At 66.6% G+C, this 24,916-nt stretch carries 29 protein-coding genes and 1 tRNA gene; 14 read left to right on the forward strand and 16 right to left on the reverse strand.

What is annotated here, in order from left to right; all coding sequences use genetic code 11:
• Positions 1 to 341 precede the first annotated feature (341 nt).
• The 5 genes from SM754_RS11150 (at position 342) to SM754_RS11170 (ending at position 2,932) form a co-directional block, all read left to right on the forward strand.
• Complete coding sequence (locus tag SM754_RS11150) at positions 342 to 740, forward strand: hypothetical protein (RefSeq protein WP_323676312.1); 399 nt, start codon at positions 342 to 344, stop codon at positions 738 to 740.
• 135 nt (positions 741 to 875) lie between these two features.
• On the forward strand, positions 876 to 1,535 hold the full coding sequence (locus SM754_RS11155) for a hypothetical protein (protein ID WP_323676313.1): 660 nt from the start codon (positions 876 to 878) through the stop codon (positions 1,533 to 1,535).
• Positions 1,528 to 1,899 (forward strand): hypothetical protein, encoded by a 372-nt coding sequence (locus SM754_RS11160; RefSeq protein WP_323676314.1) that lies wholly within the window; start codon positions 1,528 to 1,530, stop codon positions 1,897 to 1,899. The genes SM754_RS11155 and SM754_RS11160 overlap by 8 nt, the downstream gene beginning before the upstream one ends.
• Positions 1,892 to 2,521 carry a site-specific integrase gene (locus tag SM754_RS11165; protein ID WP_323676315.1) on the forward strand — a complete coding sequence of 210 codons (630 nt, stop codon included), beginning with the start codon at positions 1,892 to 1,894 and terminating at the stop codon, positions 2,519 to 2,521. The genes SM754_RS11160 and SM754_RS11165 overlap by 8 nt, the downstream gene beginning before the upstream one ends.
• 240 nt (positions 2,522 to 2,761) lie before the next feature.
• A complete protein-coding gene (locus SM754_RS11170) occupies positions 2,762 to 2,932 on the forward strand; it encodes a hypothetical protein (RefSeq protein WP_323676316.1) in 171 nt (56 codons plus the stop codon).
• 76 nt (positions 2,933 to 3,008) lie between these two features.
• Here the strand turns inward: SM754_RS11170 and SM754_RS11175 are convergent, their stop codons facing one another.
• A complete protein-coding gene (locus SM754_RS11175) occupies positions 3,009 to 3,530 on the reverse strand; it encodes a hypothetical protein (protein ID WP_323676317.1) in 522 nt (173 codons plus the stop codon).
• A 137-nt stretch (positions 3,531 to 3,667) separates the two neighbouring features.
• Here SM754_RS11175 and SM754_RS11180 point away from each other — a divergent pair, with 137 nt between their 5' ends.
• Complete coding sequence (locus tag SM754_RS11180) at positions 3,668 to 4,498, forward strand: IS5 family transposase (protein WP_323676318.1); 831 nt, start codon at positions 3,668 to 3,670, stop codon at positions 4,496 to 4,498.
• A gap of 539 nt (positions 4,499 to 5,037) precedes the next feature.
• Complete coding sequence (locus SM754_RS11185) at positions 5,038 to 5,868, forward strand: hypothetical protein (protein WP_323676319.1); 831 nt, start codon at positions 5,038 to 5,040, stop codon at positions 5,866 to 5,868.
• Between the two features lie 172 nt (positions 5,869 to 6,040).
• Here the strand turns inward: SM754_RS11185 and SM754_RS11190 are convergent.
• Positions 6,041 to 6,114 (reverse strand) — tRNA-Lys (locus tag SM754_RS11190).
• Positions 6,115 to 6,275: 161 nt separating this feature from the next.
• Here SM754_RS11190 and SM754_RS11195 point away from each other — a divergent pair.
• Entirely contained in the window at positions 6,276 to 7,727 is a 1,452-nt protein-coding gene (locus SM754_RS11195) for a DHH family phosphoesterase (protein ID WP_323676320.1), read from the forward strand.
• A gap of 91 nt (positions 7,728 to 7,818) precedes the next feature.
• Here SM754_RS11195 and SM754_RS11200 read toward each other — a convergent pair whose 3' ends face one another.
• From SM754_RS11200 to SM754_RS11245, 10 genes are all read right to left on the reverse strand, one after another.
• Complete coding sequence (locus tag SM754_RS11200) at positions 7,819 to 8,109, reverse strand: PRC-barrel domain-containing protein (RefSeq protein ID WP_323676321.1); 291 nt, start codon at positions 8,107 to 8,109, stop codon at positions 7,819 to 7,821.
• 87 nt (positions 8,110 to 8,196) lie between these two features.
• Complete coding sequence (locus SM754_RS11205) at positions 8,197 to 9,327, reverse strand: pyridoxal phosphate-dependent aminotransferase (protein ID WP_323676322.1); 1,131 nt, start codon at positions 9,325 to 9,327, stop codon at positions 8,197 to 8,199.
• A gap of 416 nt (positions 9,328 to 9,743) precedes the next feature.
• Positions 9,744 to 11,072 (reverse strand): S8 family serine peptidase, encoded by a 1,329-nt coding sequence (locus SM754_RS11210; protein ID WP_323676323.1) that lies wholly within the window; start codon positions 11,070 to 11,072, stop codon positions 9,744 to 9,746.
• Between the two features lie 333 nt (positions 11,073 to 11,405).
• The gene (locus tag SM754_RS11215; RefSeq protein ID WP_323676324.1) at positions 11,406 to 11,969 is read right to left on the reverse strand and encodes a DUF7504 family protein; all 564 of its coding nucleotides are present in this window, start codon (positions 11,967 to 11,969) and stop codon (positions 11,406 to 11,408) included.
• Complete coding sequence (locus SM754_RS11220) at positions 11,956 to 12,345, reverse strand: hypothetical protein (protein ID WP_323676325.1); 390 nt, start codon at positions 12,343 to 12,345, stop codon at positions 11,956 to 11,958. The genes SM754_RS11215 and SM754_RS11220 overlap by 14 nt, the downstream gene beginning before the upstream one ends.
• Positions 12,345 to 12,665 carry a hypothetical protein gene (locus SM754_RS11225; RefSeq protein ID WP_323676326.1) on the reverse strand — a complete coding sequence of 107 codons (321 nt, stop codon included), beginning with the start codon at positions 12,663 to 12,665 and terminating at the stop codon, positions 12,345 to 12,347. Before SM754_RS11225 ends, SM754_RS11220 begins: the two co-directional genes overlap by 1 nt.
• A 146-nt stretch (positions 12,666 to 12,811) precedes the next feature.
• Positions 12,812 to 13,870, reverse strand: a complete 1,059-nt coding sequence (locus tag SM754_RS11230) for a phosphotransacetylase family protein (protein WP_323676327.1) — start codon at positions 13,868 to 13,870, stop codon at positions 12,812 to 12,814.
• Positions 13,867 to 15,963, reverse strand: a complete 2,097-nt coding sequence (locus tag SM754_RS11235; RefSeq protein ID WP_323676328.1) for an acetate--CoA ligase family protein — start codon at positions 15,961 to 15,963, stop codon at positions 13,867 to 13,869. Before SM754_RS11235 ends, SM754_RS11230 begins: the two co-directional genes overlap by 4 nt.
• Positions 15,964 to 16,066: 103 nt before the next feature.
• Complete coding sequence (locus tag SM754_RS11240; protein WP_323676329.1) at positions 16,067 to 16,552, reverse strand: YbaK/EbsC family protein; 486 nt, start codon at positions 16,550 to 16,552, stop codon at positions 16,067 to 16,069.
• Between the two features lie 103 nt (positions 16,553 to 16,655).
• Complete coding sequence (locus SM754_RS11245; protein WP_323676330.1) at positions 16,656 to 17,183, reverse strand: DUF7988 family protein; 528 nt, start codon at positions 17,181 to 17,183, stop codon at positions 16,656 to 16,658.
• Positions 17,184 to 17,317: 134 nt separating this feature from the next.
• On the opposite strand from SM754_RS11245, the gene dgoD reads away from it, so the two are divergent.
• The 5 genes from dgoD to SM754_RS11270 all read left to right on the forward strand — a co-directional run bounded on the left by dgoD (position 17,318) and on the right by SM754_RS11270 (position 21,554).
• Positions 17,318 to 18,466, forward strand: a complete 1,149-nt coding sequence (dgoD, locus tag SM754_RS11250) for a galactonate dehydratase (protein WP_323676331.1) — start codon at positions 17,318 to 17,320, stop codon at positions 18,464 to 18,466.
• Positions 18,463 to 19,287: an SDR family NAD(P)-dependent oxidoreductase gene (locus SM754_RS11255; RefSeq protein WP_501993778.1), complete on the forward strand. Its 825-nt coding sequence runs from the start codon at positions 18,463 to 18,465 to the stop codon at positions 19,285 to 19,287. The genes dgoD and SM754_RS11255 overlap by 4 nt, the downstream gene beginning before the upstream one ends.
• Positions 19,288 to 19,359: 72 nt before the next feature.
• Entirely contained in the window at positions 19,360 to 19,518 is a 159-nt protein-coding gene (locus tag SM754_RS11260) for a hypothetical protein (RefSeq protein WP_323676333.1), read from the forward strand.
• Positions 19,515 to 20,492 (forward strand): magnesium/cobalt transporter CorA, encoded by a 978-nt coding sequence (gene corA / locus SM754_RS11265; RefSeq protein WP_323676334.1) that lies wholly within the window; start codon positions 19,515 to 19,517, stop codon positions 20,490 to 20,492. The genes SM754_RS11260 and corA overlap by 4 nt, the downstream gene beginning before the upstream one ends.
• A 111-nt stretch (positions 20,493 to 20,603) precedes the next feature.
• The gene (locus SM754_RS11270; protein WP_323676335.1) at positions 20,604 to 21,554 is read left to right on the forward strand and encodes a J domain-containing protein; all 951 of its coding nucleotides are present in this window, start codon (positions 20,604 to 20,606) and stop codon (positions 21,552 to 21,554) included.
• 50 nt (positions 21,555 to 21,604) lie between these two features.
• On the opposite strand, the gene SM754_RS11275 is transcribed toward SM754_RS11270, so the two are convergent.
• The 4 genes from SM754_RS11275 to SM754_RS11290 form a co-directional block, all read right to left on the reverse strand.
• Positions 21,605 to 22,228, reverse strand: coding sequence for a toll/interleukin-1 receptor domain-containing protein (locus SM754_RS11275; RefSeq protein ID WP_323676336.1), 624 nt, complete (start codon positions 22,226 to 22,228; stop codon positions 21,605 to 21,607).
• Positions 22,229 to 22,324: 96 nt separating this feature from the next.
• Entirely contained in the window at positions 22,325 to 22,825 is a 501-nt protein-coding gene (locus SM754_RS11280; RefSeq protein ID WP_323676337.1) for an HNH endonuclease, read from the reverse strand.
• 60 nt (positions 22,826 to 22,885) lie between these two features.
• Positions 22,886 to 23,533: a triose-phosphate isomerase gene (tpiA, locus tag SM754_RS11285; protein ID WP_323676338.1), complete on the reverse strand. Its 648-nt coding sequence runs from the start codon at positions 23,531 to 23,533 to the stop codon at positions 22,886 to 22,888.
• A 187-nt stretch (positions 23,534 to 23,720) separates the two neighbouring features.
• On the reverse strand, positions 23,721 to 24,116 hold the full coding sequence (locus SM754_RS11290; protein WP_323676339.1) for a YlbF/YmcA family competence regulator: 396 nt from the start codon (positions 24,114 to 24,116) through the stop codon (positions 23,721 to 23,723).
• Positions 24,117 to 24,345: 229 nt separating this feature from the next.
• Between SM754_RS11290 and SM754_RS11295 the strand changes: the two genes are divergently transcribed.
• A complete protein-coding gene (locus SM754_RS11295) occupies positions 24,346 to 24,912 on the forward strand; it encodes an ANTAR domain-containing protein (protein WP_323676340.1) in 567 nt (188 codons plus the stop codon).
• Positions 24,913 to 24,916 lie beyond the last annotated feature (4 nt).

Below are 24,916 nucleotides of genomic sequence, written 5' to 3' on the forward strand. Positions count from 1 at the left end.
ACACAAACCCGTCTTCCCGCTTCACTTCCTAGTAAGTTAGACATTTAGCCGCTCTTACTAGCGTCTAAACACGCCCCACTATTGAGAGTAGAGAGGCTGGCAAAGGCGACGACTCCGAGGCGACTCTCGAAGGTCTGACGGTTGAGTACATCCGAGAGGACGACACCATCGCAGAACTATTCGCCAGCAACGGCGAGCCAGCCACCTCCCTAGACGACTACGACGGCAGCGATGACCAACCACTCGGTTACGAGGCCGCCAAGGCTCTCCCCTCGTACGCTGGGACTCTTGAGATTGACCCCGAAGACGTGACTGACGGAAGGCTGCCGCAATACCGAGACGTGAAACGGGAGGTGATTCTCGGTGTCCTTCGCTATCACCACGAATGGAACCGCGATGAAGATCGGCGGTACCACACGGTTGTGCGCCGGGACAGTGTTACGAGGGCCGCCGAATCCGTCCTCGGTGAAATTGACAAGGATGACGACTATAAGCGGGACGAGTACATCGAACAGGTGAAGGACGAGTTGATCATTCGGAATCCTGGCGATGACCAGATGGCCTTCTTCTCAGCGTCCGACGCGCTGGAGTACTTGGAGTCGCTGGAATCGGGCAATCACAAAGAGGAGGGCGACGTGTACCACCTTACCCAGCTCCTCGCCGAGCAGTATGCGGGCGAGGTGGACATCGAAGTGGTGAACGCTGTCCGTGGACGGTTCAACTTTGAGCCTCTGGAGTAGGCACGCGTCCCGTACAAACGGAGGCTGATATTGCTCCTGGAAGAATTCCCCAATTATAACATTTAGTATATATAGAAGGCTGCTGAGTGGGTTCTGACGTGACTGTTTATTGGAGACCCCTCCTTTCCATGTCAAGTGCAGATGAGTGATACTCTGCACACCGACGACGCGGAGAACAGCGCGGAAGCCGACGACGAAGGCGCAGAGACGTACACAGACTCCGAGGGCGAACCGCTTCGATGTCCCGATTGTGGCGAATTCGTCGCTGTCCACTACCGACCGCAAGAGGAGTACGCCGCTCGGAATGCAGGGTTTTACGCGCACTGCGACTGTGCGCTGGGGCCGGAACTCAGCAGGGACAGCGTTGAACATTTCGCGCCGAAGTGGTTCGCCAAACTGGTTCTGGAGACCGAGGAGGACGGTGAGGACTGGCTCGAATACTACTGCCACGACAACCAATCTCTCGGGAAGTGGGTGGACGCATCAACGGCGACGAAAACGGGAGAGGAAGAAATCGTCGAGGCCCTTCAGGAGGCGGAATACGGCGACCAAATCGGAGTCAAGACCGAGAGCTACGATTTGACGGTCGCCTTCTTGGGCGGCGAAATCAAGGAGGAAAATATGGAAAACCGGACTCTCAGCGTCACCGTTGAGGTCAAGGGAGATGAGGCTCCGTGGGACGTTGCAAATCTGCGGTGGCACGAAGCCGTGGACAGCATCCGTCTTGACACGATGAGCGGCGATTTTCGCGAAGCAGAGGAAGTCGAGTCGATTAAGGTGATTAGCGATGAGTGACGCCCCCGCAATCGGGTACGGAGATTGGTTCGTCGCCCGCGACGATGAAGGCCAGACGTACCGGGGCCTCGTCGTCGATGGGCCGTTCGAGAAGGGTGACGAAGAGTACCTGCGCCACGTGGAGTGGGACTCCGGACTGGGGAAGCGTCACGAGGATCTGGACGCAATCGGACGGATCACAATTTACGTCCGCAACAGTGAGCGCAGGGTGGCCCTCGAACTGTACCCCGAGGGCCTCGACACGGTGCAAAAGAATCCCGAGGATGCGGAGATCATCGATATGGAGGAGTTCGAGGTGGTCAACGGCAATAACGACGCGAAGAAGAGACAAGACGCTAGTGAGGAAGGTGGTAAGAATGCGTGACGACCAGCCCGACGAGGAGGTGGCTCGGCGGCTCGCAGACCTCAACGTGGCCGCCCGCGTCACCGTCAGAACAGAGACGGGTTCCTACGTCACCGGAACCGTCACACAGGTCATCCGAGAGACGGGCGGCCGTCGTCTGCGACTCGACGACTGTCACACAGACATCCCGGAGCAGATGCAATACCTCGGCGACCCCAAGAGCATCGTCACCGAGTTTAACGACCTTGAGGGCCGTTCCCGGGTCGTCTTTGAAGATGGTGATGATGTCGTCTACCGCATCAGAGATGTCGAGAAGGCCCGAGAACGGCGTCCGGTTCACCGCCACCTCCGTGAGTTCCTCGACGAACATCGAGAAGTCGCCATCGAGGATGTGGTCTTCAATCACCGACGCAATCTCGAAGACTGGCTGAACTGGTTGGCCGACCACGACGTCCACGAGGCCGGCGACATCCAGTCGAATCACGTCAGGGCCTATCAGCGAGAGTGCCGGGATCGGTACGGCGAGTACGCGACAGAACAGATGCGGAGCGTCTGCAAGTTCGTCGAATGGCTCCATTCGATGGGAGAACTGAAGATGGATGTCGAGGTCGTTCGCAGACCGCTTGACGCGTCCGACGCCTAAAGGCGTTCGCGGTAGCTTTCAAACGTTTCAACGTGATGGGGTCTAATATATCGGAATCAGCGTGATCTGTAGACAACACCTAATATAAGCCCGTAGAGGCATTGCTCGTGGGGTGCTGTGTGTTATATCGCTGGAGTACCCAGCGGCGAGTATGGCCGAGGTCGAACCCGAGACGCGGGCGGAAGCGGTCGTGGACACGCTGGGCTACTGTACCACGACGACCTCGACGAGGACGACTTCATGCTCTACCCGGAAGACGGGTTTTCTATAAGAGTTATAGAGGAATCAGTTAATTTCTGGCAGAAGACCGACGCTGGCTCCGATATGGACATCGCAATCCGGGGACAACGAGAGCGTCTCGAACAGCTCGAAGACAGAATCCAAACGCGTCGCGAAGAACTCCGGCGTTGAGAACAGATCATCTCCCTTGCTCCCGAAGTCGAGAACTATTGCCTGACGCTACCGCTCTAAGTTTCGCAAGACCCCATCACTTGTAGTGGACGATAATCGCATACCACGAGTCCGGAGTCAACCACTCACGGGTCTCCTCAAACTCTCGGACTTCGAGTTCGTCAACTCCATCTCCCCACATTCCCTTATACGCAGTTTCGATGGGAGTCTTCAGCACCTCGGCCGCTTCCTCGGCTTCTGCTTCGGTCTCAAAATGTTTCAGCCATGCCGCACGGCTAGAACCGACAACTTGCGGAACGTCGACGTTAGCATCCGAGATACCCTTGATGGCAGCTGCCTTGTGAACGTCCATCCCGTCAGGCACGGAAAAGAACTCCAACTTACTGATCGGACGCACCATAACACCCCGCCCTCGGTCAGTAAACCAGATGTCGATGTCATAGTAGCCGCTGTTGAACTGTCGAATGACATCGTCCCTCAGAAGTTTGACGCCATATTTGTCGAGGGAACCGACGAGGACGCCGTCTTCCTGTCGCTTCACTTCCATCTGCTCGTAGTCGTGCTCCTCAACCAGCGGCGTCCACTTTCTTTCGACCATCTCTTCGAGGCGGCGTTCGATACTATTCAGTCGGTCAGCGTCGACGGAGTCGCTTTCAGTGGCTGTGTTGAATCACTAGGCGGCGCCGGGATGGGTCGCTAAATCAAAGGAGTTGAAGCGGAGAGATTCGGTTGTCCATGACACAAATCTCCCGCTTCACTGGTGAGATTGTGCCGATAGCCCAAGTTGTTACCGGTGATGGAGACGAATCCGCCGCCCCGCAAGGTGGCGGCGGATTCGCCGACTATGCCCTCGTTTCCCTCCATTGTCTGCGGATTTACCTCGATACGTCCTACCGAATGACGATTGATCTGCTGAAGGAGATGCCACAAATAACCGGGGAGATCGGCCTCGACACGGCCGATCTCCCCTCTCCATCCACGTTGTGTAAAGCGTTCGACCGGATCAGTATGAGCGTCTGCCGAGTGCTGCTGCGCCAGTCGGCGCAGCTGCACGACCCCTCGAAACACGGTGCAATCGACGCTACATTCTACGAACGCTCAGCTGCGAGCCGCCACTACTGCCAGCGGACGAGTTACCGCGTGCAGAAGCTCAAGGTCACGAAACTCGTCGATACAGACTCTCAAGCCATCCTTGACGTTCACTGCTCAACGAACCGTGAAGGGAGTGATGCGGATCTCGCCGAGCAGATCGCCCGCCGAAATGCGGGCGATCTGCGGTCTCTTGCTGCCGACAAGGGATACGACAAGAAATCGCTCCGCGAATCCCTTCGTGACCTCGGGATTCGCCCGCTCATCAAACATCGTATCTTCGCACCCTATGATCACGCACACAACGCCAGAATCGACGAACACCGCTACAATCAGCGCTCTATGTCCGAGACCGTGAACTCGACTGTCAAGCGCTCGCTCGGCTTCGCCGTGCGAGCGCGTTCCTGGTTCCGGGAGTTCCGAGAAATCGCGCTGATGTGTGTCGTCTATAACATCAAGCGGGCTGTGAAACAGTGAATTCCACTGCAGTATGGCGATTCAACACAGCCCTTTCAGTTGACATCGCACACTATGCTACGATAGAATACTTAAGAAGGCAGACCCGGAGGCCTGCTCAAGCCAGAGGAACATAAGATGGCCTCTGAGTCGACTTTTTGGCTGTTTCTTCATCTGAAGAGCTCGACAAGACGGCTGTGAGGGAGAGGACTCACCCTTTGGACAACACCCTTATAACTTGAACTGCCTCGACGTGTGACTGGACTGAATGGACAACCATAGTGAGAACCAGAGTACTTCTGGCTTGTTTAGACGCCGGAATTCAGGCCTGCTAGAGGCTGTACTGTGAGCACGAAGTTTCCCGGACTACCATTTCAAAGTCCTCCAACTGCTTCGGCCGGTCGACCTCGCCGACTGAAGCATTTTGAGAGTCCAGTGCCCCCGTTGAAACCTCAATAGCCCGGGGGTGGTGTAAATTGAAAATTGCCACGACTATTGCCATTCCAAATTACCCGCCGAGACAGTGCAGTTAAACAATCGACGACCTCAGGGCGGGGTGGATGACAAATCTGGCAGCCAAGACGCTCGTAACAGCGCATGAGACAATCCTCGCTCGATGGAGGCAAGAGAAACCGGCACAGGTTCGCAAGCTAGCCGAACCCGTCCGCACCGAACCGATCTATCGGCCGCTGAGTCCGTCGGGGACAGAGGAAAGGTTCTACCAAGAGCGCGACGAATACCTTGGGGAACTCGATCGATACCGCGTCCGCAAGGTCGAAGAGATTCGAAACGGACACGTTCGATCTGAGTCGCGCCTCGCAGTCATCGAGGATAGTGACCGGATGGCGGTCTACCGGGGACGCGTTCCCGAAATCCTTCGTGGCGCCTTGGAATGGCCCACGGATGTCATCGCGTTCGGACGCGAGGCGGTACCAAAACGCGTCCGGCGAGACCGAATGGAGATGGACGGTGACGATACGGCTCCGCGCGAGGAAATGAGCGCGCCCGAGATTGTCGATCTCTTACCGAAGTCAATCCTCGACAGCACCGCACGCGTTTCGGGGGTCGACGAGTACCTCCTCTATCCCGCTGTCGACGACCTACAGTCGAGTCTGCGGGGGCGACTTCGCGAGCTGGTGGCCGAGTACGGCGTCGAGAGGTGTAGGGCAGACCACCTCGTCATCGAGGATGAAGACGGCCTGATAGAGAACGCGTTGGCTGGTTACAGTGACGAGACGAGAGAGGCTGTCGCACTCGTACACCAGAGGTCGAATCCGCGCGCGGCGAGGTACGATGGCACGCCGCTGCAAGTCGCGTGCTCGCCGACAGACATCTATCAGATTACGGACGTTGCTTTGGAGGGTGGTGCGCGCGCGAGCAAGTCGACGTAAATTCGCAGTATCTGCCGGCCGGCTTTTTTATTACTGGAGATTCCACACTCAACTCGTCGCAGGACGGCGGACACCCGCAACCCACGACGGGTCGAACTCACATCGCTCAGGAGCAATGAGTTTAAAAGGAACCCGACGCTGTCTGGACAATCAGAAATGACCGCGAGAGAAGCGGGCCGGAAGGGAATTGAACCCCTGACCGTCTGATTAAGAGTCAGACGCTCTGCCTAACTGAGCTACCGGCCCTGAGTGCACTCGTTCGTTACGGGGTCGTGTTAAAAAGGGTTTTCATTCGGGGAGGGTTCGTGGTGTGGTCGCACGCTCGCCGCCCGGCGGTCTGGGGGGTCGTCCGGTGGTGCGCGAGCGTTCGGGAGCGTTAAGTGACGTGAGAGTTAGTTGAGCCATATATGAGTACCGGGGTCACGATCTCCTCGATGTCGAAGTACGCTATCCTGGGGTGTGGGAGCGTCGGCCACGCGGTCGCCGAGGAGCTCGTCGAGCAGGGGAAGGACGTCCTCATCGTCGACAAGGACGAGGGACGTGTCGAAGCGCTCCGCGATCAGGACCTGAACGCGCAGGTCGCGGACATCAGCGACGAGCACGTCGTCGAGGAGGTGAGCGACCAGGACGTCGTCCTCATCATGTCCTCGGACGTGGAGGCGAACAAGCGCGCGGTCGAACACATCCGCGAACGCGACCAGGAGCAGTTCGTGGTCGTGCGCGCGAGCGACCCCGTGAGCGGCGACGAGTTGACGGCGCTCGGCGCGGACGTCGTCATCAATCCCTCTTCGGTCATCGCGGACGCCGCGATGCGGAGCCTCGAATCCGGCGAACTCGAGTTCAAGGCGTCGAAGCTCGGCGAGGTGCTGTCGGCGACCAAGGAACGCGTCGCCATCCTGACCCACGACAGCCCCGACCCGGACGCCATCGCGAGCGCTGCCGCGCTCCAGGCGATCGCGGAGACGGTCGGCGTCGACGCCGACATCTGTTATCTCGGCGATATCGGTCATCAGGAGAACCGCGCGTTCGTGAACCTCCTCGGGATAGAGCTCCTGAACTGGACGGACGTCGAGGACCACGACGAGTACGACACCATCGCGCTCGTCGACCACGCGAAGTCCGGCGAGACCGTCGACCTGGACGTGGACGTCCTCATCGACCACTACGAGCCCGAGGAGGAGTACGACGCGACGTTCGTCGACATCCGGCCGGCGATGAGTTCCACGTCGACCATCCTCACGAAGTACATCCAGGAGTTCGACATGAACGTCGACGAGGCGGTCGCGACCGCCCTGCTGTACGGGATTCGAGAGGAGACCCTCGACTTCAAGCGGGATACGACGCCCGCGGACCTGACGGCGGCCGCGTACCTCTATCCGTTCGCGAACCACGACCTCCTCGAGCAGGTCGAGTCGCCGAGCATGAGTCCGGAGACGCTCGACGTGCTCGCGGAGGCCATCCAGAGTCGCGAGGTCCAGGGGAGTCATCTCGTGTCGAACGCGGGGTTCGTCCGTGACCGCGACGCGCTGGCGCAGGCCGCCCAGCACCTCCTGAACCTCGAAGGCATCACGACCACGGCGGTGTTCGGTATCGGCGAGGACCGCATCTATCTCGCCGCGCGCTCGAAGGACATCCGGATGAACATCGGGAAGATGCTGAGCGACGCGTACGGCGACATCGGCGAGGCCGCCGGGCACTCGACGCAGGCGAGCGCCGAGATCCCCCTCGGTATCTTCACGGGCATCGAGACGAACGACGACAACCGGGATACGCTCCTCCAGCTCACGGAGGAGGCGGTGAAGCGCAAGCTCTTCGAGGCGATGGGCGTCGAGAGCGGTGAATCCGGTAACGGCTCCTAGTCGACCGACGGGTTCGTTCGTCGCCGCGTTCCGGGTTACGGGGAGCCGTGCGTCGCGATGCAGGGACTGCGAGAAGTGAGGCGTGGACCGGTCAGGCGGCGGCTTCCTCTTCCTCGCCGGCGCCGCGGTACCGTTCGACGATGTCGTTCACGAGGACGATGTCGCCGACCGCGCGAACCCAGCGGTAGGGGATGATGATGCCGCGCGACTCCTGCATCGCGTTCCCGAAGATGTCCGAGTTGAGCGTCGAGAGTGCGATTCCGGTGACGGTCTCGCGTTCGATATCGAGCCTGACGTCCTCGATCTCGCCGACGTAGACGCCGTTGTTCGAGTACACCTCCCGTCCGACGACCGACGTGATCTCCTGTGGGGTGCCGTCCATACGTCGTCCGTCGGGATGGCGGGTCTTATAAGTTGGTCGTCGGGGGTTGCGAGCCCACGTCGCATCGCCTGGTCTGCGCGAAGGTGGTTACGGGAGGTCGTCGAGGACGTCGGCGAGCGCGTCGAGTGCGGCGCTGCCCTGCTGGGTGGGTCGGCCGAGGCTGACGCGGACCGCGTCCGGGCGGTCGAAGAAGCGGCCGGGGACGACGAGGACGTCGGCGTCGAGCGCGCGGTCGGTGAGGGTGTCGCCGTCGACGGCATCGTGTTCGAGGAGGGCGTAGGTGGCGCCGTCGTGGACGTGGCCGGCGAGGTCGTGGTGGTCGGCGGCGAAGTCGGCGAGCAGGTCGTGGTTGCGCTGGATGCGTCGGCGCCTGTCGGCGGCGAGGTCGTCGAGGTGGTGGAAGGTGCGGCGGGCGAGTGCGACGGACGGGCTGGCGACGCTCGGGAGGTGGTGACGGACGCGTTCGGCGGCGGCGACGAACTGGGGGTCGGCGACGAGCCAGCCGATGCGGAGGCCGCCGAACCCGAGGAACTTGGTGAGTGACCCGGTCGCGACGACGCCGTCCGTCCCGGCCATCGAGGGAGCGCCGAACGGGTCGTCGGTCGGTGAGGTGGTGAACGGTGCGTACACCTCGTCGACGAGCAGTCGAGCGTCCGCGTCTGCGACGAGGTCGGCCGTGGCTGCGAGCGCGTCGCGGTCGGCCCGTCGCCCGGTCGGATTGTGGCGGTCGGTGACGGCGACGAGGTCGGTGGCGTCGGTGAGTGCGCCGTCGACCCGCGCGGGGTCGAGGACGCCCTGCGGCCGCATGAACCGGTCGACGCGCGCACCGAACCCTTTCGGGGTCGCGGTCAGGGGCTCGTAGCCGGGTTTCTCGACGAGGATGCGCGACGTCGAGGCGTCGTCGTCCGGGCCGATGTCGCTCGTGGCGGTCGTGCGTTCGGGGTCGCGGGCGAGGCGCTGTGCGGCGACGGCGAACGCGAGCGCGTTCGCGTTCGTCGCGCCCGCGGTGACGAGGACCTCGTCGGGCGAGACGCCGTACTGGTCGGCGACGAGCGCGTCCAGTCGCGGGTCGCCCGGTGGGTCCGCACGGTCGGTGAGCCGGTCGGGTATCGGGCCGTCGGCCTGGGTCGCCGGGCGCAGGTCGCTGGACGCCAGGTCGTACGCGACCTCGTCCGGGCGGCCGTCGATCCACGACAGGTACTCGATTGCCGGGAACACGCTCGACCGTGCGCGCCGCCGGTGCATGAATCCATCCCTCGACCGCTGGTTGCACTCGCCCCGCGCTCGACATAACTTAAATGGCCATCACGTTCAAGTACGTGTACCGGTCGGCGATGTGTGAGGGAGCCCGTAGGGTTAAGCACCCCCGCTCGTATCGTTCGAGTGCCGGGTGCCTCTGACAAGCCGGCACTTCGACGCGGGGCTTTGCCCGAGCCTGGCGTCGCGCGGGATATCCCGCTTTTCGACTGGTTCACGTCGCGAGCGACGCGTCTCTCGTCACTCCTCTTGGCGGCGGCGGAGCGACGGGCGACCGCGGCGTCGACGCGGAACGGTCGAGCGAGCGCTGTGAGTGGACGCTGTGACCGCGCGAGGAGAACGGATGTCGGACGAACGAGGCGGTGGACGGCGTCGCGTTACAGTTCCTTGAGCGCGCCAACCGGGTCCACGAAGCCGCTGCCGTGGTACTCCTTCCCGCCGGTACCGTCGGTGGCGGTGCGCTTGAGGAGGCTCTCGACCTGGTTCGCGCTCATCTCGGGCGCCGCGGACTTGACGAGGGCGGCGGCGCCGGCGACCTGCGGCGCGGCCATCGACGTCCCCGCGATCCACGAGTAATCAGGTGCGGAACCCATGTAGTCGCCGTTCTCGTCGAACTCGGGTTCGGAGATGGTGTTCAGCACCATGTCGTAGTACCAGCCCGTTGGGAAGGCGGGGTCGTAGTCGCCGCCGGGTGCGGACAGCGTGACCGCGTTCGTCCCGTAGTTCGTGTAGTTCGCGGGCGAGTCGAACGGTGCTTCCAGTCCGTCTCCACCCCATCCGAACCCGACCGGGCCGGTCGCGGACACGCCGACCGCCTGCGCGCCCTCGTTGGGGATGCTGATGAAGTTCTTGTCGTGCTGGAGGTCGGCGGCGTCGTTCCCCGTGGAGATCGTCAGCAGGGTCCCCTGGCTGTTCGCGTGCGTCATCACGCTGTTCAGGGCCTTCCCGTAGAACGACCCGAGTTCCTGGCGCGGGACCGGGTACGCGCCCAGCGAGAGGTTCGCGACGTCCGCGTCGATCTGCGCGCTGTAGGCGACGGCCGCGAGGACGATGCCGAACGACCCGCCGCCGCTCTCGGTGAACACCCGACAGTCGACGAGGTCGGCGCCGGGTGCGGTCCCGACGACGCCCTTCTCGTTCTGGTCGTTCGCGGCGACGATGCCGCCGACGTGCGAGCCGTGGTAGCCGCCCGCGGCGTTGGCGGCGCCCTGGCCGTCGCCCGTGAAGTTCCGCGATAGCTCCTCGTCGACGGCGTGCCCGAGGTCGGGGTGGGCGGCGTCGACGCCGCTGTCGATGATGGCGACCCGAGCGCCCTCGCCGCGCGTCGTCTCGTGCGCTTCCGGGATGCGCTGTGCTTGCTTGTCCCACTGGTAGCCGTAGAGGGGTTCGTCGGTCGCGGATGGCGCGTCGACGTCGGCGTCGACGCGCTTGACGCCGCCGTCGAACGACAGCTCGATGTCCGGCGCGTACTTGCCCTTGGTCCGCTGGAGGTCCTTCTCGGCGCCCTCCACGAGGAAGTACCCGGTCTCCGAGAGGTCGAAGACGACGTCGAGGCCGTCCGCTTCGACGTCGCTGACGCTCCGTTTCTTCGCCTCGAGCAGGAAGCGATCGCTGGATTCGGCCGCCGTGACAGTCGACCCCACCGCGATGCCCCCGAGTAGTGCTCCGCTGAACTTCAGCACGTCTCGCCTGGACCTGTCTACCATGGGTCCAACTACCGAACTTCGTACTATAATATTTTCCGGTTTGCGGCGGTTTGTTGAAATGTACTGAAGGTTCGCGCAAGAACAAACACAGATTAATTAACCACTTGGAGTCTTCTGCCCCGGTCTGCCGTTTCGGTGGTCACCGTCCGCGACAGCTGACGAACGGCCGACGCAAGTCGGGGGTCCAAGTATCCGAGGCGCACCGTCAGAGCACGCGGCGGTGGCCCCGCGACGACCGTCGAACAGCGACGCCACCACGTCACGACCCACGGCGACGGCTCTCGTGGCCCTCTCCGTCGCGAGAAGCACGTCCGTCCGGTCGACGACGCCCCGTCAGTGGCCGTCGTCCGAGAAGTCTCGTTCCACGTCGAACACGCTCGCGATATCGGCGTACGTCTCGTCGGTGACCGCGTCGCGGACGAGGGCGTACGCACCCGCGGCGTTCCGTCTGCGGACGTTCGACGCGACGCTCTCCAGGAGGTTCTCGACACCGGACCGCTCGGCGTACATCAGGAGGACGTTCACGTTGTCGAACACGACCCAGCCCTCGCCCGGCTTGACGTGGTTCATGCCGCGGTCGAAGCGCTCGTAGATGCCCGAGAGGTCGTTCGGGTGGACGACGCTCGTCGTCCACAGCGGCCCGTCGTAGTCGACGGGCGACCCCGAGACGGGGACGAGCCCGACCGCGTTCGGGTCGCCGCCGCGGTCCCGGACGAGCTGTTCGACCTTCCGCGGCGGCCGCGTGTTGGAGACGACGAGCGTGTTCTCGAACGCCGCGGGCGGCACGGCCGAGAGCGGCGACCGGAGCGATGGCGTCAACACGAGCGCTTGCGTTCCCGACGGCACGTCGAGGTCGTCGTCGGACTCGCGTCGCGACGGGCCGCTAGTCGTCGGCATCGTCGAACCCCCCCGACCCCTCCGGGTCGGTCGTCTCGAACCCCGTCGAGTCAGTCTGGATGAACTGACGCGCGAAGTAGTAGATACCGATGGTCGCCGCGACCGACGCCCCGAGATTGATGATGCTCGTGATGCCAGCGGTGTGGTCGACAGCGGGCGCGAGCAGGTCGGCGTCGATGAGGACGCCGACCGTGTTCGAGATGGTCAGGAGGAAGAACCCCGTCGCGAGCCCGACGAGTCCCTCCGTGTACGCGACGTTCTGCGCGTACGCGACCGTCGGATACGCCAGGAGCGCGCTCGCGGCGAGCAACGCCGCGATCTGGACCGCCGCGAGGACCTGGTAGGGGTTCGCGAGGAGGGTGTCGACGACCCCCATCAGAGGTCCCTCCGTTCGGTGAGCAGCATCGTCGCCTGGAACGCCGCGACGACCGCCGCGAGCACGCCGACGCTGAACACGACCGCGTACACGACGCTGGCGTACGGTATCTCGAACAGGTAGAACGACGCCCACGGCATGTTCACGACGAGCATGCAGGTCAACGCGACCGGGATGGGTTTCAGGACGCGATTTATCGGTGCACCCCGGAATCCCCTGACGGCGACGACCGAGAGAACGATGGCGACCGCCTGCACGACGACGTTCAGGAGGGCGAGTAACTGGACGAGCAGCCAGTAGGCGTCCGGGAACTCCGCCACTAGCACCCGCCCCCGCCAGTCGTCGCTGTCACTGGCGGAACGTAGACGTGCCCGTGGAAAACTCTTTGGGCGTGGACAATTCCTCAGCTGGTTGAGAGACGGCGTCCGCGGCCGCCGTCAGCCATCAGTCGACGAGCGTCCGGGGTTTACGAGAGGATGGCGTCCACGTCGACGTGCCCCGTGACGAGCTCCTGTACGCGGTCGACGGTGCGTTCGTCGCGCGCCCGACCGGAGCGGACGACGGCGTCGGCGCGCTCGACGGTCGTGAGCGTGTCCGACTGCACGGAGAGGACGGGGACGCCCTTCTCCGTCGCCTTCCCGAGGACCGCGCCCGGCGGGCGATGGCCGCCGGTGAGGATGAGGCACTTGACGCCGGGTGCCTCGAGTGCAGCGGTATGGATCTCGCTGCGGTCACCGCCCGTGATGACCGCGGCGTCCTTCGTCCGGCGGAACTGGCGGAGTGCCTCGTCGCCGCTCATCGCGCCGACGGAGAACCGCTCGACGTACGCGTCCGTCGGCACGTCCGTGAGCGTCGTCGCCCCGAGTTCGTCCGCGAGGTCGCCGACGGTGACGCCCGCGAGGTCCTGGACGCGCGGCACGGCGCCGTGCACGGGGACGCCGCGGCCTTCGAGGAACGGCAGGACGTCCGTCTCCAGTTCGTCGTACGCCTGGTCGGGGACGCCGTTGAACACGACGCCGGCGAGCCGGTCGCCGAAGCTCTCGGCGTACGCGAGCGCCGAGTCGACGTCCCACGGCTCCTCGTAGCTCGCGACGACGAGCACGCGGGCGTCCACGAGGTCGGCGACGTCGCGGTCCGTGAGCGAGATGACGCTCCCGGTCGCGGGCCCGCCGCCGCCCTCGAGGACGACGAGGTCCCTGTCGTCGGCGATGTCCGCGTACGCCTCCGCGACGCGGTCGGCGACGTCGTCGCCGTTCTCGCGGCCGCGGATCGCCTGCTGGACGAACGTCGGCGAGTACACGACGGGCTCCAGTTCGTGCATCTCCTCGTCGAGGTCGAGGAGCTCCCGTGCGAGCATGGGGTCCGCGTCGAGGGTCTTCCCGACGTTCGACTCCAGGCGCGTCCCCTTCGGTTTCATGTAGCCGACCGTCGCGCCGTCGTCGCGAGCGAGCCTCGCAAGCGCGAGCGCGATGCCGGTCTTCCCGATGCTATCCTCCGTGCCGGTGACGAGTAACGAGTCGGTCATAGTTCCTCCAGGTCGGTGGTGAGTCGCAGGTCGACGGCGGTCGCACCGTCGGGCTTCACGACGAGCGGGTTGACGTCCAGTTCGAGTATCGCGGGGAAGTCCGTCGCGAGCTGGCTGAGCCGCTGCACGGTGTCGACGACCGCGTCGACGTCAACGGGCTCGCGGCCGCGCGCGCCCCGCAGGAGCGGCGCGGACTGTATCTCCTCGGTCATCTCCCGGGCCTCGCTCTCGCCGACGGGCGCGACGCGCAGGCTCGTGTCCTCCATGACCTCGACGAAGATTCCGCCGAGACCGAACAGGACGAGCGGGCCGAACTGCGGGTCGCGGTTCACGCCGACGATGGTCTCGACGGCGTCGTCGAGGTCAAGGAGCTCCTGGACCTGCACGCCGAGGACGTCCGCGTCCGGCTGGTAGTTCCGCGCTCGCGTGACGAGGTCCTCGTAGGCGTCGTAGACGTCGTTGAACGCCACGCCGACCTTCACGCCGCCGATGTCGGACTTGTGGAGGATGTCCGGGCTCACGATCTTCATCGCGACCGGGCCGTCGATGCCCCGGGCGACGTCCAGCGCCTCGTGCGGCGACGTCGCGACCTCGCCCGTGGGCGTGTCGATACCGTACGCGTCCAGTATCTCCATCCCCTCGACGCCGATGCGGTTCTCGCCGCGGTCCGCGGCCTCGTCGAGGATCTCGCGAACGCGCTCGCGGTCGACGTCGAACGACGCCGGCTCGTCGTACTCGCGGTCGCGGATCTCGCGGTAGTCGCTGAGCGCGTCCAGTCCCGACACGGCGCGCGCCGGGTCGAAGTAGTTCGGGATGCCGCGCTCGCTCATCGTCGCCGCGGGCGCCTCGGAGCGTTCACCGCCCATGAGGCACGCGACGACCGGGAGGTCGTGGCGTTCCTGTGCGGCGACGATCTCCGCGGCGAGGTCCTCGAACTCGAGGACTGCGGTGGGCGCGGACACGACGACGGCGCTCCCGACGTTCGGGTCGCCGAGGACCGCGTCGAGCGCGGTCGCGAACCGTTCGACGTCCGCGTCACCGATGACGTCGACCGGGTTGTAGACGTTCGCGTTGTCCGGGAGCGACGCCTTGAGCGTCGCGTGCGTGTCGTCGGTGAACGACGCGAGGTCGAGGTCCGCGTCGCCGATGGCGTCGGTCGCCATCACGCCCGGACCGCCCGCGTTCGTGACGACGGCGACGCCGTCGGTGTCCGGCAGCGGCTGGTCCGCGAGGACGCGCGACCAGTCGAACAGCTCCTCGACGGAATCGGCGCGGAGCACGCCCGCCTGCTCCAGTCCGGCCTCGTACGCCGCCTCGCTCCCGGCGATAGCGCCCGTGTGACTGGACGCGGCGTGCGCGCCGGCGTCCGTCCGCCCGGACTTCACGAGCACCACGGGTGTGTCCTCGGTGACCTCGCGAGCGGTGTCGACGAACTCGCGACCGCGCTTGATCGATTCGAGGTACCCGATGACGACGTCCGTGTCCGCGTCCTCGCCCCAGTGGTCGACGAAGTCGGTCTCGTCCAGGACCGCCTTGTTCCCCAGCGACACGACGTCGCGGAACCCGATGCCCTCGTCGTTCGCCCAGTCCAGGACGGCCGTGATGAACGCCCCGGACTGACTCATGAACGAGATGTTCCCGGCCTGAGCCATCTCGGGGCCGAACGTCGCGTTCATGTCGACGCCGGTGTTCATCACGCCGAGACAGTTCGGGCCGACGAGGTCCAGGTCGTACTCGGCCGCGACGTCGGCGAGCTCGCGCTCCCTCGTCGCGCCCTCGCCGCCGGCTTCGCCGAACCCGGCCGTGATGACGACCGCCGCCTCGACGCCGGCCTCGCCCGCGTCGCGCACCACCGGCACCGCCACCTGCGGTGGCACGACGACCACGGCGAGGTCCGTCGCGGGCGCGTCGGTGAGCGCGTCGTAGCACTCGTGCCCGAGCACCGCCTCGCGGTTCGGGTTCACCGCGATGACGTCCCCGACGAACCCCGAATCGAGGTTCTCGAGGATGGCGCGACCCACGGACCCCTCGCGGTCCGTCGCCCCGACCACGGCAACGCGGTCCGGCGCGAACACAGCTGATAAGCGTCCCATCAGTCGAACCGACGGCCGGCGGCGGGATAAAGGTGGGCGTCGGTGCCATCGCGTGAGAATCTCGCGGCGACGATCAGCCCGGCTCCGCGGCTTCGGCCCGCCCTCACTCCGCGACGTCGAGGGCGGTCGCGCCGGCGGTCGCCTCGATGGTCTCCGGGGGCACCGGGAAGACCGCTTCCGGGGTGCCGGCGGCGGCCCAGACGACCTCGTAGTCGGTGAGGGTGTCGTCGAGGTACGTCGGCACCGGCCCGCGGTCGCCGTGGTGACAGAACGGCGGGACGCCGCCGATGGCGTACCCGGTCGCCTCGCGGACCTCGTCGGCGTCGGCCATCCTCACGTCGCCCTCGTCGACGCCGCACTCGGCGGCGAGTTTCGCCATCGAAACGCGGTTCGCGCCGCTCGTAACGACGACGACCGGGTCGTCGCCGGCGACGAGGACGATACTGCTCGCGATCTGCGCGACGTCGCACCCGATGGCGTCGGCGGCGTCCGCGGCGGTCTTCGTGCCCTCCGGGAACTCCGTCGTCTCCAGGTCGAGACCGTGCTCCTCGCGAGCTCGTTTCGTGAAGTCGGCGGCGCGCTCGTGCATGAGACCCGGGAGCACGCGTCGGCGCATAAACGTGGGCGTCGCCGCGGTTGCTGCCGGGTCTCGCCACACCGACGCGAGTGGCGTGCGCGCTGCTGGAGGGCTGTCAGTCGTGGACGCTGACCGCGACCAGTTCGGGGGCGTCGGCGTCGAGGCCGCGGTGGACGTACCGGACGGGGTCGCGGTCGACCGCGAACGGTGCGACGGTGACGACGACGCGCCCGACGTCCGTGGTCGCGCGCAGGACGACGCCTTCGGCGGTGACGGCGACGTACGGCGGCGACGGCACGGGGTCGGCCTGGAGGCTCCCCCCGGCGGCGTCGACCGCGGTCGAGAGCGCGGCGGGCGCGGCGTCGAGCGTCCCGGTCTCCCGGAGCACGCGCTCGAAGCGGTCGACGAGCGCGCGCCGCGACGGGGCGTGCGAGTCGGCCCAGGATTCGGCGGTGACGCGACCCGCGGCCGCGACCGCGTCAACGAAGTCCCCGTGCTCGTCGCGGACCCGGTCGCGGACCGCGAGCGCTCGCCCGGACTCCGCGTTCAAGCCAGCATCTGCGTCCGCGTCCTCCGCACCGTCGAGGTCCGCGTCGGCGTCCGCGTCAGCGTCGGCGTCCGCGTCAGCGTCGGGGTCGGTCACGGACGACACTCGCGCGCTCTGGCGCTTCAAGCTGACGACCCGATGCCCGGCGGGTCGCGGGGGCATCGGTCACGGACCGCGAGTGCCGTGCCGGCGTCGGCAGTGCCAAGTGCGGCGTCGGCGAACGCGGCGGTATGAAGATCGTCGACTACGACCTGTACGAGGTCCCGCCGCGGTGGCTGTTCCTCCGCATCGAGACCGCCACCGGGCTCGTCGGCTGGGGCGAACCCGTCGTCGAGGGGCGCGCACACACCGTCCGTGCGGCCGTCGAGGAGCTCATGGACGGCTACCTCGTCGGCGAGGACCCGCTCCCGGTCGAGGACCACTGGCAGACGATGTACCGCGGCGGGTTCTACCGCGGCGGCCCGGTCCTGATGAGCGCAATCGCGGGCATCGACCAGGCGCTCTGGGACCTCCGGGGGAAGCACTTCGACGCGCCGGCGTACGAGCTGCTCGGCGGCCCGGTCCGCGAGCGCGTCCAGGTGTACCAGTGGGTCGGCGGGGACCGCCCGAACGACGTCGCGGACGCCGCACGCGAGAAGGTCGACGCGGGCTACGACGCGCTGAAGATGAACGCGACCGCGGAGCTGCGGCGCGTCGACTCGCCGAGCGCGGTCGACGCCGCGGTCGACCGGCTCCGGACGGTCCGCGACGCCGTCGGACGGGACGTCGACGTCGCCGTCGACTTCCACGGCCGCGTCTCGAAACCGATGGCGAAGCGCCTCGTGACCGCGCTCGAACCGCACGACCCGTTCTTCGTCGAGGAACCGGTGCTCCCCGAGCACCTCGATGCGCTCCCCGCTATCCAGGCCCAGACGTCGACGCCCATCGCGACCGGCGAGCGACTCTACACCCGCGGGGACTTCCGGGACGTCCTCGAATCCGGGGCCGTGGACGTCGTCCAACCGGACCTGAGTCACGCCGGCGGCATCACGGAGGTCGCGAAGATCGCGGCGATGGCGGAGACGTACGACGTCGCGCTCGCACCGCACTGTCCGCTCGGACCGCTCGCGCTCGCGTCGTGCGTGCAGGTCGACGCCGTCGCGGGGAACGCGCTCATCCAGGAGCAGAGCCTCGACATCCACTACAACGAGTCCGCGGACGTGCTCGACTACCTCGCGGACCCGAGCGTCTTCGCGTTCGAGGACGGCTTCCTCCCGCTACCGGAGGGGCCGGGACTCGGCGTGGAGATCGACCGCGACGTCGTCGAGGCGCGCGCCGGGAGCGTCGACTGGCAAAACCCCGTGTGGCGGCACGACGACGGGAGCGTGGCGGAATGGTGACCGAGACCGCGGGGCTCGACGGGGACGCCCGGCGGTTCGCGGGCGATACCGCGGTCGTGACGGGGTCGACGCGCGGTATCGGCGAGGGCATCGCTCACCGGCTCGCTCGCGAAGGCGCGGACGTCGTCGTGCACGGCCTCGACGCCGACGAGGGCGAGTCGGTCGTCGACGCCGTCGACGCCATCGACGACGACGGCGTCGGGGACGCGGCGTTCGTCGAAGCCGACGTCCGCGACCCGGACGCGATAGCGGCGCTGATGGACGCGACCGCGGAACACTTCGGCGGCATCGACGTCCTCGTGAACAACGCCGGCGTGCAGACCGAGACGAGCACCGCCGAGGCGACGATGGAGGACTGGGAGTACGTCGTCGAGACGGACTTCCGCGCGTACTGGCTCGCCGTCAAGCACGCGCTCCCGCACATGGACTCGGGCGCGGTCGTGAACGTCTCCTCGAACCACGCGACGTCGACGATGCCCGAGCACTTCCCGTACAACGCCGTCAAGGCCGGTATCGACGGGATGACGCGCGCGATGGCGCTCGACCTCGGGCCGGACGTCCGCGTGAACACCGTCAACCCCGGGTGGGTGCTCGTCGAGCGAACCGCGGCCGAACTCCCCGACGACCGGCGACGCGACGTCGAAGGGACCCACCCCGTCGGGCGACTCGGTTCGCCGGCGGACGTCGCCGCGGCCGTCGCCTTCCTCGCGAGCGACGACGCCGGCTTCGTCACCGGTGCGAGCCTCCTCGTCGACGGCGGCCGCGGCGCCGTCATGCAGGACGACGCCCTCCCGGACTACGCCGCCGGCCGCGACGACTGACGCGGACGGCGCGACCACCCGCCCCGGCTGGGCGCGCGAACGCTTTTCCCGCAGGGAGTCGACGGCGAGTGCATGAATCGCACGTTCGCCACCGGGGTCGGACTCACCGTCGCCAGCGTCCTCGGGTACGCCGCCGGCGTGCTCGCGTCATATCCGGGGCGCGCGTTCGCGCTCACCGGACTCATGATCGGTATCACGGTCGCGGCCGTCTCCGCGGGTGACGGGTCGTGATCCAGACGCACGTCCTGTCGCCCGACGGCGTCGAACCGCACGAGGACGTCGGCGAGGCGAAGGACGCGACCGGCACGACGTGGGTTCGCGTCTCCGAGGGCACCGCCGACGAGATGCGCGGCGTCTGCGAGGCGTTCGGCATCCACGAGCTGGAACTGGAGGACGTCCAGCGAGGCGTCCGACCGAAGGTCGAGGAGTTCGACGAGCACGTGTTCGTGCTCGTCAAGAGCGCGCGCCTCCGCGGCGGCGACACCACGTTCGAGGAGGAGCTATCGGACCAGCCCGTCGGCGTGTTCCTCGGCGACGACTGGCTCGTGACGCTCTCGACCGGGACGCTCCCGGCGGTCGGCCGCGTCTGGGAGGCGGCGACGCGCGAGGAGAAGCGCCTCCTCTCGCGCGGCGCGGACTTCCTCGCGTACCGTGTCCTGGACGCGCTCGTCGACGAGTACTTCGACGTCCTCGACGAGATAGAGAGCGACATCGAGGCCGTCGAGGACGCCGTCGTCGGAGCGACCGGTATCGACACGCTCGAACGCATCAACAGCCTCCGCCGCGAGTTGCTCGCCACCCGCCGCTTGCTGTGGCCGACGCGAGACGCGCTGTCGACGTTCGCGCGCGGCGACGTCGACGTCGTCGCCGACGACACCGAGAAGTACTACCGCGACGTCCAGGACCACGTCGTCCAGCTCGTCGAGCTCGTGGAGACGTACCGCGACCTCGTCACCGGTGCGCGCGACATCTACCTGAACTCGCTGTCGATGTCGACGAACGAGGTCATGAAGCGGCTCACGGTCGTCGCGACCATCATCCTCCCGCTGACGTTCGTCGTCGGCGTGTACGGCATGAACTTCTCGGAGTCGCCGTACAACATGCCGGAGCTCGCGTGGACGTACGGCTATCCCGCGGTCCTCCTCGGGATGGCGGGCGTGTCGGTCGTGCTCGTCGCGTACTTCCGGCGCGAAGGCTGGCTATAGGGACCGTGCGCCGTCACCGTCGGGCGCGAGTGCCCCTGGCCGCTTCTCGCGACTTAATCCTCGCGGGGGGATACTGAAAACTAATATGGGTCGAACCGTAACGTGTAGGTGATGGCTGTCGTCGACCGACGCGGCTGTGACGGCTGTGGGCGTTCACTCCCCGTCGAGGAGCTCGTCGCGGTATCGCTCCCCGGCGACGAGCACGCCGTGTGCTGTCCGGAGTGCCGCGAGCACGCGGAGTCGGTCGCCGACGACGACCCGACAGCGGTCGCGCGCCAGCGCGGCGAGTGCGAGGGATGCGGGACGACGCGTCCGGTCGACGAGTTCGAGACGGTGGCGCTCCCGGACGACGGGACGGTCGCGGTCTGCGAGGACTGCCGCGAGCACGCTGAGTCGATGTCGCGGCGGACGAGCGTCGACGGCCACCGCGGGGACTGCTCGGGGTGTGGGGAGCGCTTCGACGTGAACGACATGACGGCGGTGGAGTTGGACGACGGGACGACCGTCGCGTGCTGCGAGGAGTGCGCGTCGTACGCCCGTGCCGCCGCTCGCACGACGAGTGACGCCGACGCGTTCGGAGAGAACGCGGACGACAACGCGCGCGACGCCGAGCGCGCAGACGCCGACACCGAGCGCGCGGACTCCGACGCGGACGGCGCGGGCGAAGCGGGCGTGCCCGACGCGGACAGCGATGAAGAGGCAGTCGAGGCGGTCGACGCGGCCGACGTCGAGGAGACGGCGCTCGCGGAGACGCCGTCGATATGCGACCAGTGCGGTGACTGGGTAGACGTCGAACTGTTCGAGGTGGTGACGGCCACCGACCGCGTCGAGGAGTTCTGTCCGCCGTGCAAGGACCGTGCTCGCCGGAACGGCGTCGTCCGCGAGGTACGGATGCGGCGGGCGGAGGCGTACGCGATTCTGGACGTCGACCCGGGTCGCGCCGAGGCCGTGGTCCGGGACGCGTACCTCTCGCGCATCAAGGACGTGCATCCGGACCGCGAGGACGGGAGTCGGGAGGCGTTCCGGCGCGTCCAACGCGCGTACGAACGACTCACGGACTGACGCCCGACGGTCGTGCGGTCCTCACTGACTGACGCTCGATGGTCGTGCGGTCACTCGTCGGCGGGGAGTGCACCGTCTTCGCGGTGCAGGAACCCGAACGTGCCGGCGTCGAAGAAGTACGAGGAGTTACACGTCGTGCAGTCCTGGCGGACGGGCTGGTTGTGTTCGTGCATCCGCCAGAGCTCCTTCTGGCTGCGTTCGACCTCGATGGTGACGGTGCCGTCGCAGCCGTCGAGGCTGCAGGGGAACCGGAGGAACCAGTTCGGGACCGAGAGCGCGCCGAGCGGGGCGAGTGCCGCGCGGAGACGACAGACGAGGTTGAAGACGGTGACGGGGAGGGCGTCGCGCTCCAGTTCGACGCCCTCGGTGTCCGCGACGTACCCGCCGCGGGCCGCCGGCGACTCGTAGACGGGCAGGACCGGGACGCCCTTCGCGACCGCGTACCCGACCTCCTGGTTGAGCCACGCGTCGGTGGCGCCGTCCTCGGTGAACAGCGCGACGACGACGTCCGCGTTCGCGATGCGGCCGCCGAGTTCGCTCCGGGAGCGCCCGGATTCGAGTTCCTCCATCGCGACGTGGACGGTGAACGGGAAGTTCCGGATGGTCGAGAAGAGGTCCTGAGCGAGCGAGAGGTCCGCAGGCCCGTGGGTCACGTAGACCGTCTCGTCTATCATGCTGTCCGAATCGTGGCGGTCCCTAATATGTCTGTTCTCGCGTGCTGGCACTGGCTGATGGTCAGTCGTGGGGACGCCGGTCCCGCTGGCCGGTGGTCAGTCGTGCAGTCGACTGTGGCACGTCGGGCAGAGGCTGACGTAGTTGTACGCGTGCCGGTAGCCGGCGGCGTCGATGGGGACGACGGGGTGGACGTGGAGGTCGTCGCCGACGACGATGTGCTCGCGGACGCCGCAGCCGCGACACCGATGGTCGTCGCGGGCACGGATGGCGTCAGTATCCACGGCGTGAGCGCGGTTCGCGCAGGGTTCGAACGACCGCCCGGAGCCGGTGGTGGCGTCGGCGGTCGCGGCGGCTTCGCTCGGGGCGTCCGCGTGACAGTCGTCGCAGAGCGTCACCTGATTCCGTTCGTCGACCGGTTCGTCGGGGACGAGTGCGCGGTCCTCGACGGCGGCGGCGAGGTTGTCGCGCGCGCAGTTCTGGCAGGTGTCGCCGAGGACGAACTCGGGGGCGGCACCGACGCTCCGGTCGTCGCGGGTCCTGGAGACGCGGTCGGTGGTCGCTCGCTTCAGTCGAGCGAGGACGTCCTGAGTCTGCATCGGCCGGACGAACGACCCCGACCACCTTAATTATTGCTTTATCTAAGTTATGAAATTAAGTCAGTGTGCGCCCGAGACGAGGTCTCTCAGCGCCGCCTCCGGGTCGTCGGCCTTCGCGACACCGCTCGCCAGGAGGACGCCCGTCGCGCCGAGGTCGGCCGCCGACGTCACGTCGTCACCTGTCGAGATACCGGCGCCGCAGAACACGTCCACGGACTCGTCGACCGCGGCCGCCGCGTCCACCGCACCCGTCACGACGTCCGGGTCCGCCTGACTGACCGGCGTCCCGGTCCCGATGAGTTCGGGTGGTTCGACCGCGACCGCGTCCGGGCCGAGCGCCGCCGCCGCACCGATCTGCGCGGGATTGTTCGCGCAGACGCACGTCTCCAGCCCGGCGCGGTCGGCCGCGCGAAGCGACCCGTCGACGTCCGCGAGCTTCAGGCGGTTCTCCGAGTGATTCAGGAGCGTCCCGGTCGCCCCGGCGTCAGCCGCCGCTTCCGCGAGCGTACTCCCGGTGTGACTCCCGTAGTCGTTCGGCGACACGTGCTGCGCCCACGTCTCGACGCCCGTCTCCGCGACCGCGGACAGGTGCGCGGCCTGCGGCGCGACGCCGACGCGGACGCCCGTATCGTCCGCGACGTCCGCCGCAGCACGCGCTACTTCGAGGTGATCGCACGGGTACGCCTTCAGGTTCACGAGAACGAACATACGAGAACCGGCGGTGGCGAGCGAAAAGTACCTTTGGAGTCCGGCGAACGCTCGCGCGAACCCACCATCCCAGCCATCGCCGCACGTCGAGGGTCGCCTACTCGACGCCGAGAATCACCTGCCCGTTGCCGAGATTCACCTGCTCGACGCCGAGAGTCGTCCCCCTGGCGTCGGGTGGCGTTCGCGGTCAGTCCTGACAGCAGCCGCCCGCTTCCTCGCCGAAGTCGACGATGAGCTGGTCGCTGATCGCCTCGTTCACGGCCTCCAGACGCGCGTCCAGTTCGTTCTGCGCGTTCAGATACTCCGCCATCACCGGCATCTCGTGGAGCTCCGCCTGCGCGTCCTGAACCTTCTGGAGGTCCGCCTGCGTCGCCTCGCCCGTCTGGCGCGCGAGCATGAACTCCTGGCGGATCTGTTCGAACTCGTCGATCTTCGACTGCGCGTCCTCGCTGGCCTCGACCGCCGCCTTCGCGTCCTCGAACCGCTGGTACTCGTTCAGTTCCGTGATGGCGGCACCGAGTTCCCGCCCGAGCGCCTCCACGCTCTCCGTCGTCGTCGAATCGCGGTCGGTCTCAACGCTCATGGTCGAGACTTGGACCGGACGCGTTTCAACTTGCCGGAAGCCGCGAGCCGCTCTCGCGCCGAACCCCCGCCACAAGTTCACATGCGGCGAACGACGTCGATTGCCGGGACGGGACCCAGTTTCGGCGGTTCGACCCGGTTGAACGAAGGTTTGAACGGTTTGAACGGTGAATGAACCGACTGAACGGAGAACCCCCTTCAATACCGTCGGGGGGCGAGTACCAGTCGAGATGGGCGAGAAAGACGCGACGGTTCTGGTGGCGATGCCGCCGTCAGAGCGTCGCCAGCTGATCGTGGAGGCCGTATCGGCACACGGTCACGACGTTCGGACGGCCGACGACGGCGTCCGGGCCGTCGACCGCATCCGACACGCCGACGTCGTGCTCGTCGGTGACTACCCGACGCGGGTCGTCGACGTCGTCCTGGCCGCGACCACGCCACCCGGTGTCGTCCGACCAAACGTCCTGCTCGCGGACGACACGGACGCGCTCGAAGCCGTCCCGGACGAGCGACTGTCGACCTCCGCGACCGCGCCCGCGGTTGCCGACGCGGTCGAGGGTGCCGTGAGCCGAGCCGACTACACGCGTCGCGTCGCCGCGTTCTCCGAGGCCGCCGCCGAAGCCGCGACGAACGGCGATTCCTCGCACGCACTCGCTCGGCGGGTCGCCGGGCTCGCCCGTGACGCGCGCGCCGTCCAGACCGACTTCTCCCCCACGGACTGGACCGCCGCGTTCCGCTCCGTCACCCGACCGGACGCTCCGCGTCCCGCCTCGAAGTCCGGGAACCGTACGAGTTAACCGT

It is taken from the genome of Halorubellus amylolyticus, assembly GCF_034808145.1.
GTDB lineage: Archaea > Halobacteriota > Halobacteria > Halobacteriales > Natrialbaceae > Halorubellus.

Bases quoted from the DNA above. Each gene is read 5' to 3' on its own strand.
- SM754_RS11240 (WP_323676329.1), bottom strand. From the start codon at position 16,552: ATGCACGAGCGCGCCGCCGACTTCACGAAACGAGCTCGCGAGGAGCAC.
- tpiA (WP_323676338.1), bottom strand. From the start codon at position 23,533: ATGTTCGTTCTCGTGAACCTGAAGGCGTACCCGTGCGATCACCTCGAA.
- SM754_RS11210 (WP_323676323.1), bottom strand. From the start codon at position 11,072: ATGGTAGACAGGTCCAGGCGAGACGTGCTGAAGTTCAGCGGAGCACTA.
- SM754_RS11215 (WP_323676324.1), bottom strand. From the start codon at position 11,969: ATGCCGACGACTAGCGGCCCGTCGCGACGCGAGTCCGACGACGACCTC.
- SM754_RS11275 (WP_323676336.1), bottom strand. From the start codon at position 22,228: ATGATAGACGAGACGGTCTACGTGACCCACGGGCCTGCGGACCTCTCG.
- SM754_RS11180 (WP_323676318.1), top strand. From the start codon at position 3,668: ATGACACAAATCTCCCGCTTCACTGGTGAGATTGTGCCGATAGCCCAA.
- SM754_RS11200 (WP_323676321.1), bottom strand. From the start codon at position 8,109: ATGGACGGCACCCCACAGGAGATCACGTCGGTCGTCGGACGGGAGGTG.
- SM754_RS11170 (WP_323676316.1), top strand. From the start codon at position 2,762: ATGCTCTACCCGGAAGACGGGTTTTCTATAAGAGTTATAGAGGAATCA.
- SM754_RS11185 (WP_323676319.1), top strand. From the start codon at position 5,038: ATGACAAATCTGGCAGCCAAGACGCTCGTAACAGCGCATGAGACAATC.
- SM754_RS11195 (WP_323676320.1), top strand. From the start codon at position 6,276: ATGAGTACCGGGGTCACGATCTCCTCGATGTCGAAGTACGCTATCCTG.
- SM754_RS11295 (WP_323676340.1), top strand. From the start codon at position 24,346: ATGGGCGAGAAAGACGCGACGGTTCTGGTGGCGATGCCGCCGTCAGAG.
- SM754_RS11220 (WP_323676325.1), bottom strand. From the start codon at position 12,345: ATGGGGGTCGTCGACACCCTCCTCGCGAACCCCTACCAGGTCCTCGCG.
- SM754_RS11175 (WP_323676317.1), bottom strand. From the start codon at position 3,530: ATGGTCGAAAGAAAGTGGACGCCGCTGGTTGAGGAGCACGACTACGAG.
- SM754_RS11235 (WP_323676328.1), bottom strand. From the start codon at position 15,963: ATGGGACGCTTATCAGCTGTGTTCGCGCCGGACCGCGTTGCCGTGGTC.
- SM754_RS11280 (WP_323676337.1), bottom strand. From the start codon at position 22,825: ATGCAGACTCAGGACGTCCTCGCTCGACTGAAGCGAGCGACCACCGAC.
- SM754_RS11160 (WP_323676314.1), top strand. From the start codon at position 1,528: ATGAGTGACGCCCCCGCAATCGGGTACGGAGATTGGTTCGTCGCCCGC.
- dgoD (WP_323676331.1), top strand. From the start codon at position 17,318: ATGAAGATCGTCGACTACGACCTGTACGAGGTCCCGCCGCGGTGGCTG.
- SM754_RS11230 (WP_323676327.1), bottom strand. From the start codon at position 13,870: ATGACCGACTCGTTACTCGTCACCGGCACGGAGGATAGCATCGGGAAG.
- SM754_RS11290 (WP_323676339.1), bottom strand. From the start codon at position 24,116: ATGAGCGTTGAGACCGACCGCGATTCGACGACGACGGAGAGCGTGGAG.
- SM754_RS11270 (WP_323676335.1), top strand. From the start codon at position 20,604: ATGGCTGTCGTCGACCGACGCGGCTGTGACGGCTGTGGGCGTTCACTC.
- SM754_RS11260 (WP_323676333.1), top strand. From the start codon at position 19,360: ATGAATCGCACGTTCGCCACCGGGGTCGGACTCACCGTCGCCAGCGTC.
- SM754_RS11165 (WP_323676315.1), top strand. From the start codon at position 1,892: ATGCGTGACGACCAGCCCGACGAGGAGGTGGCTCGGCGGCTCGCAGAC.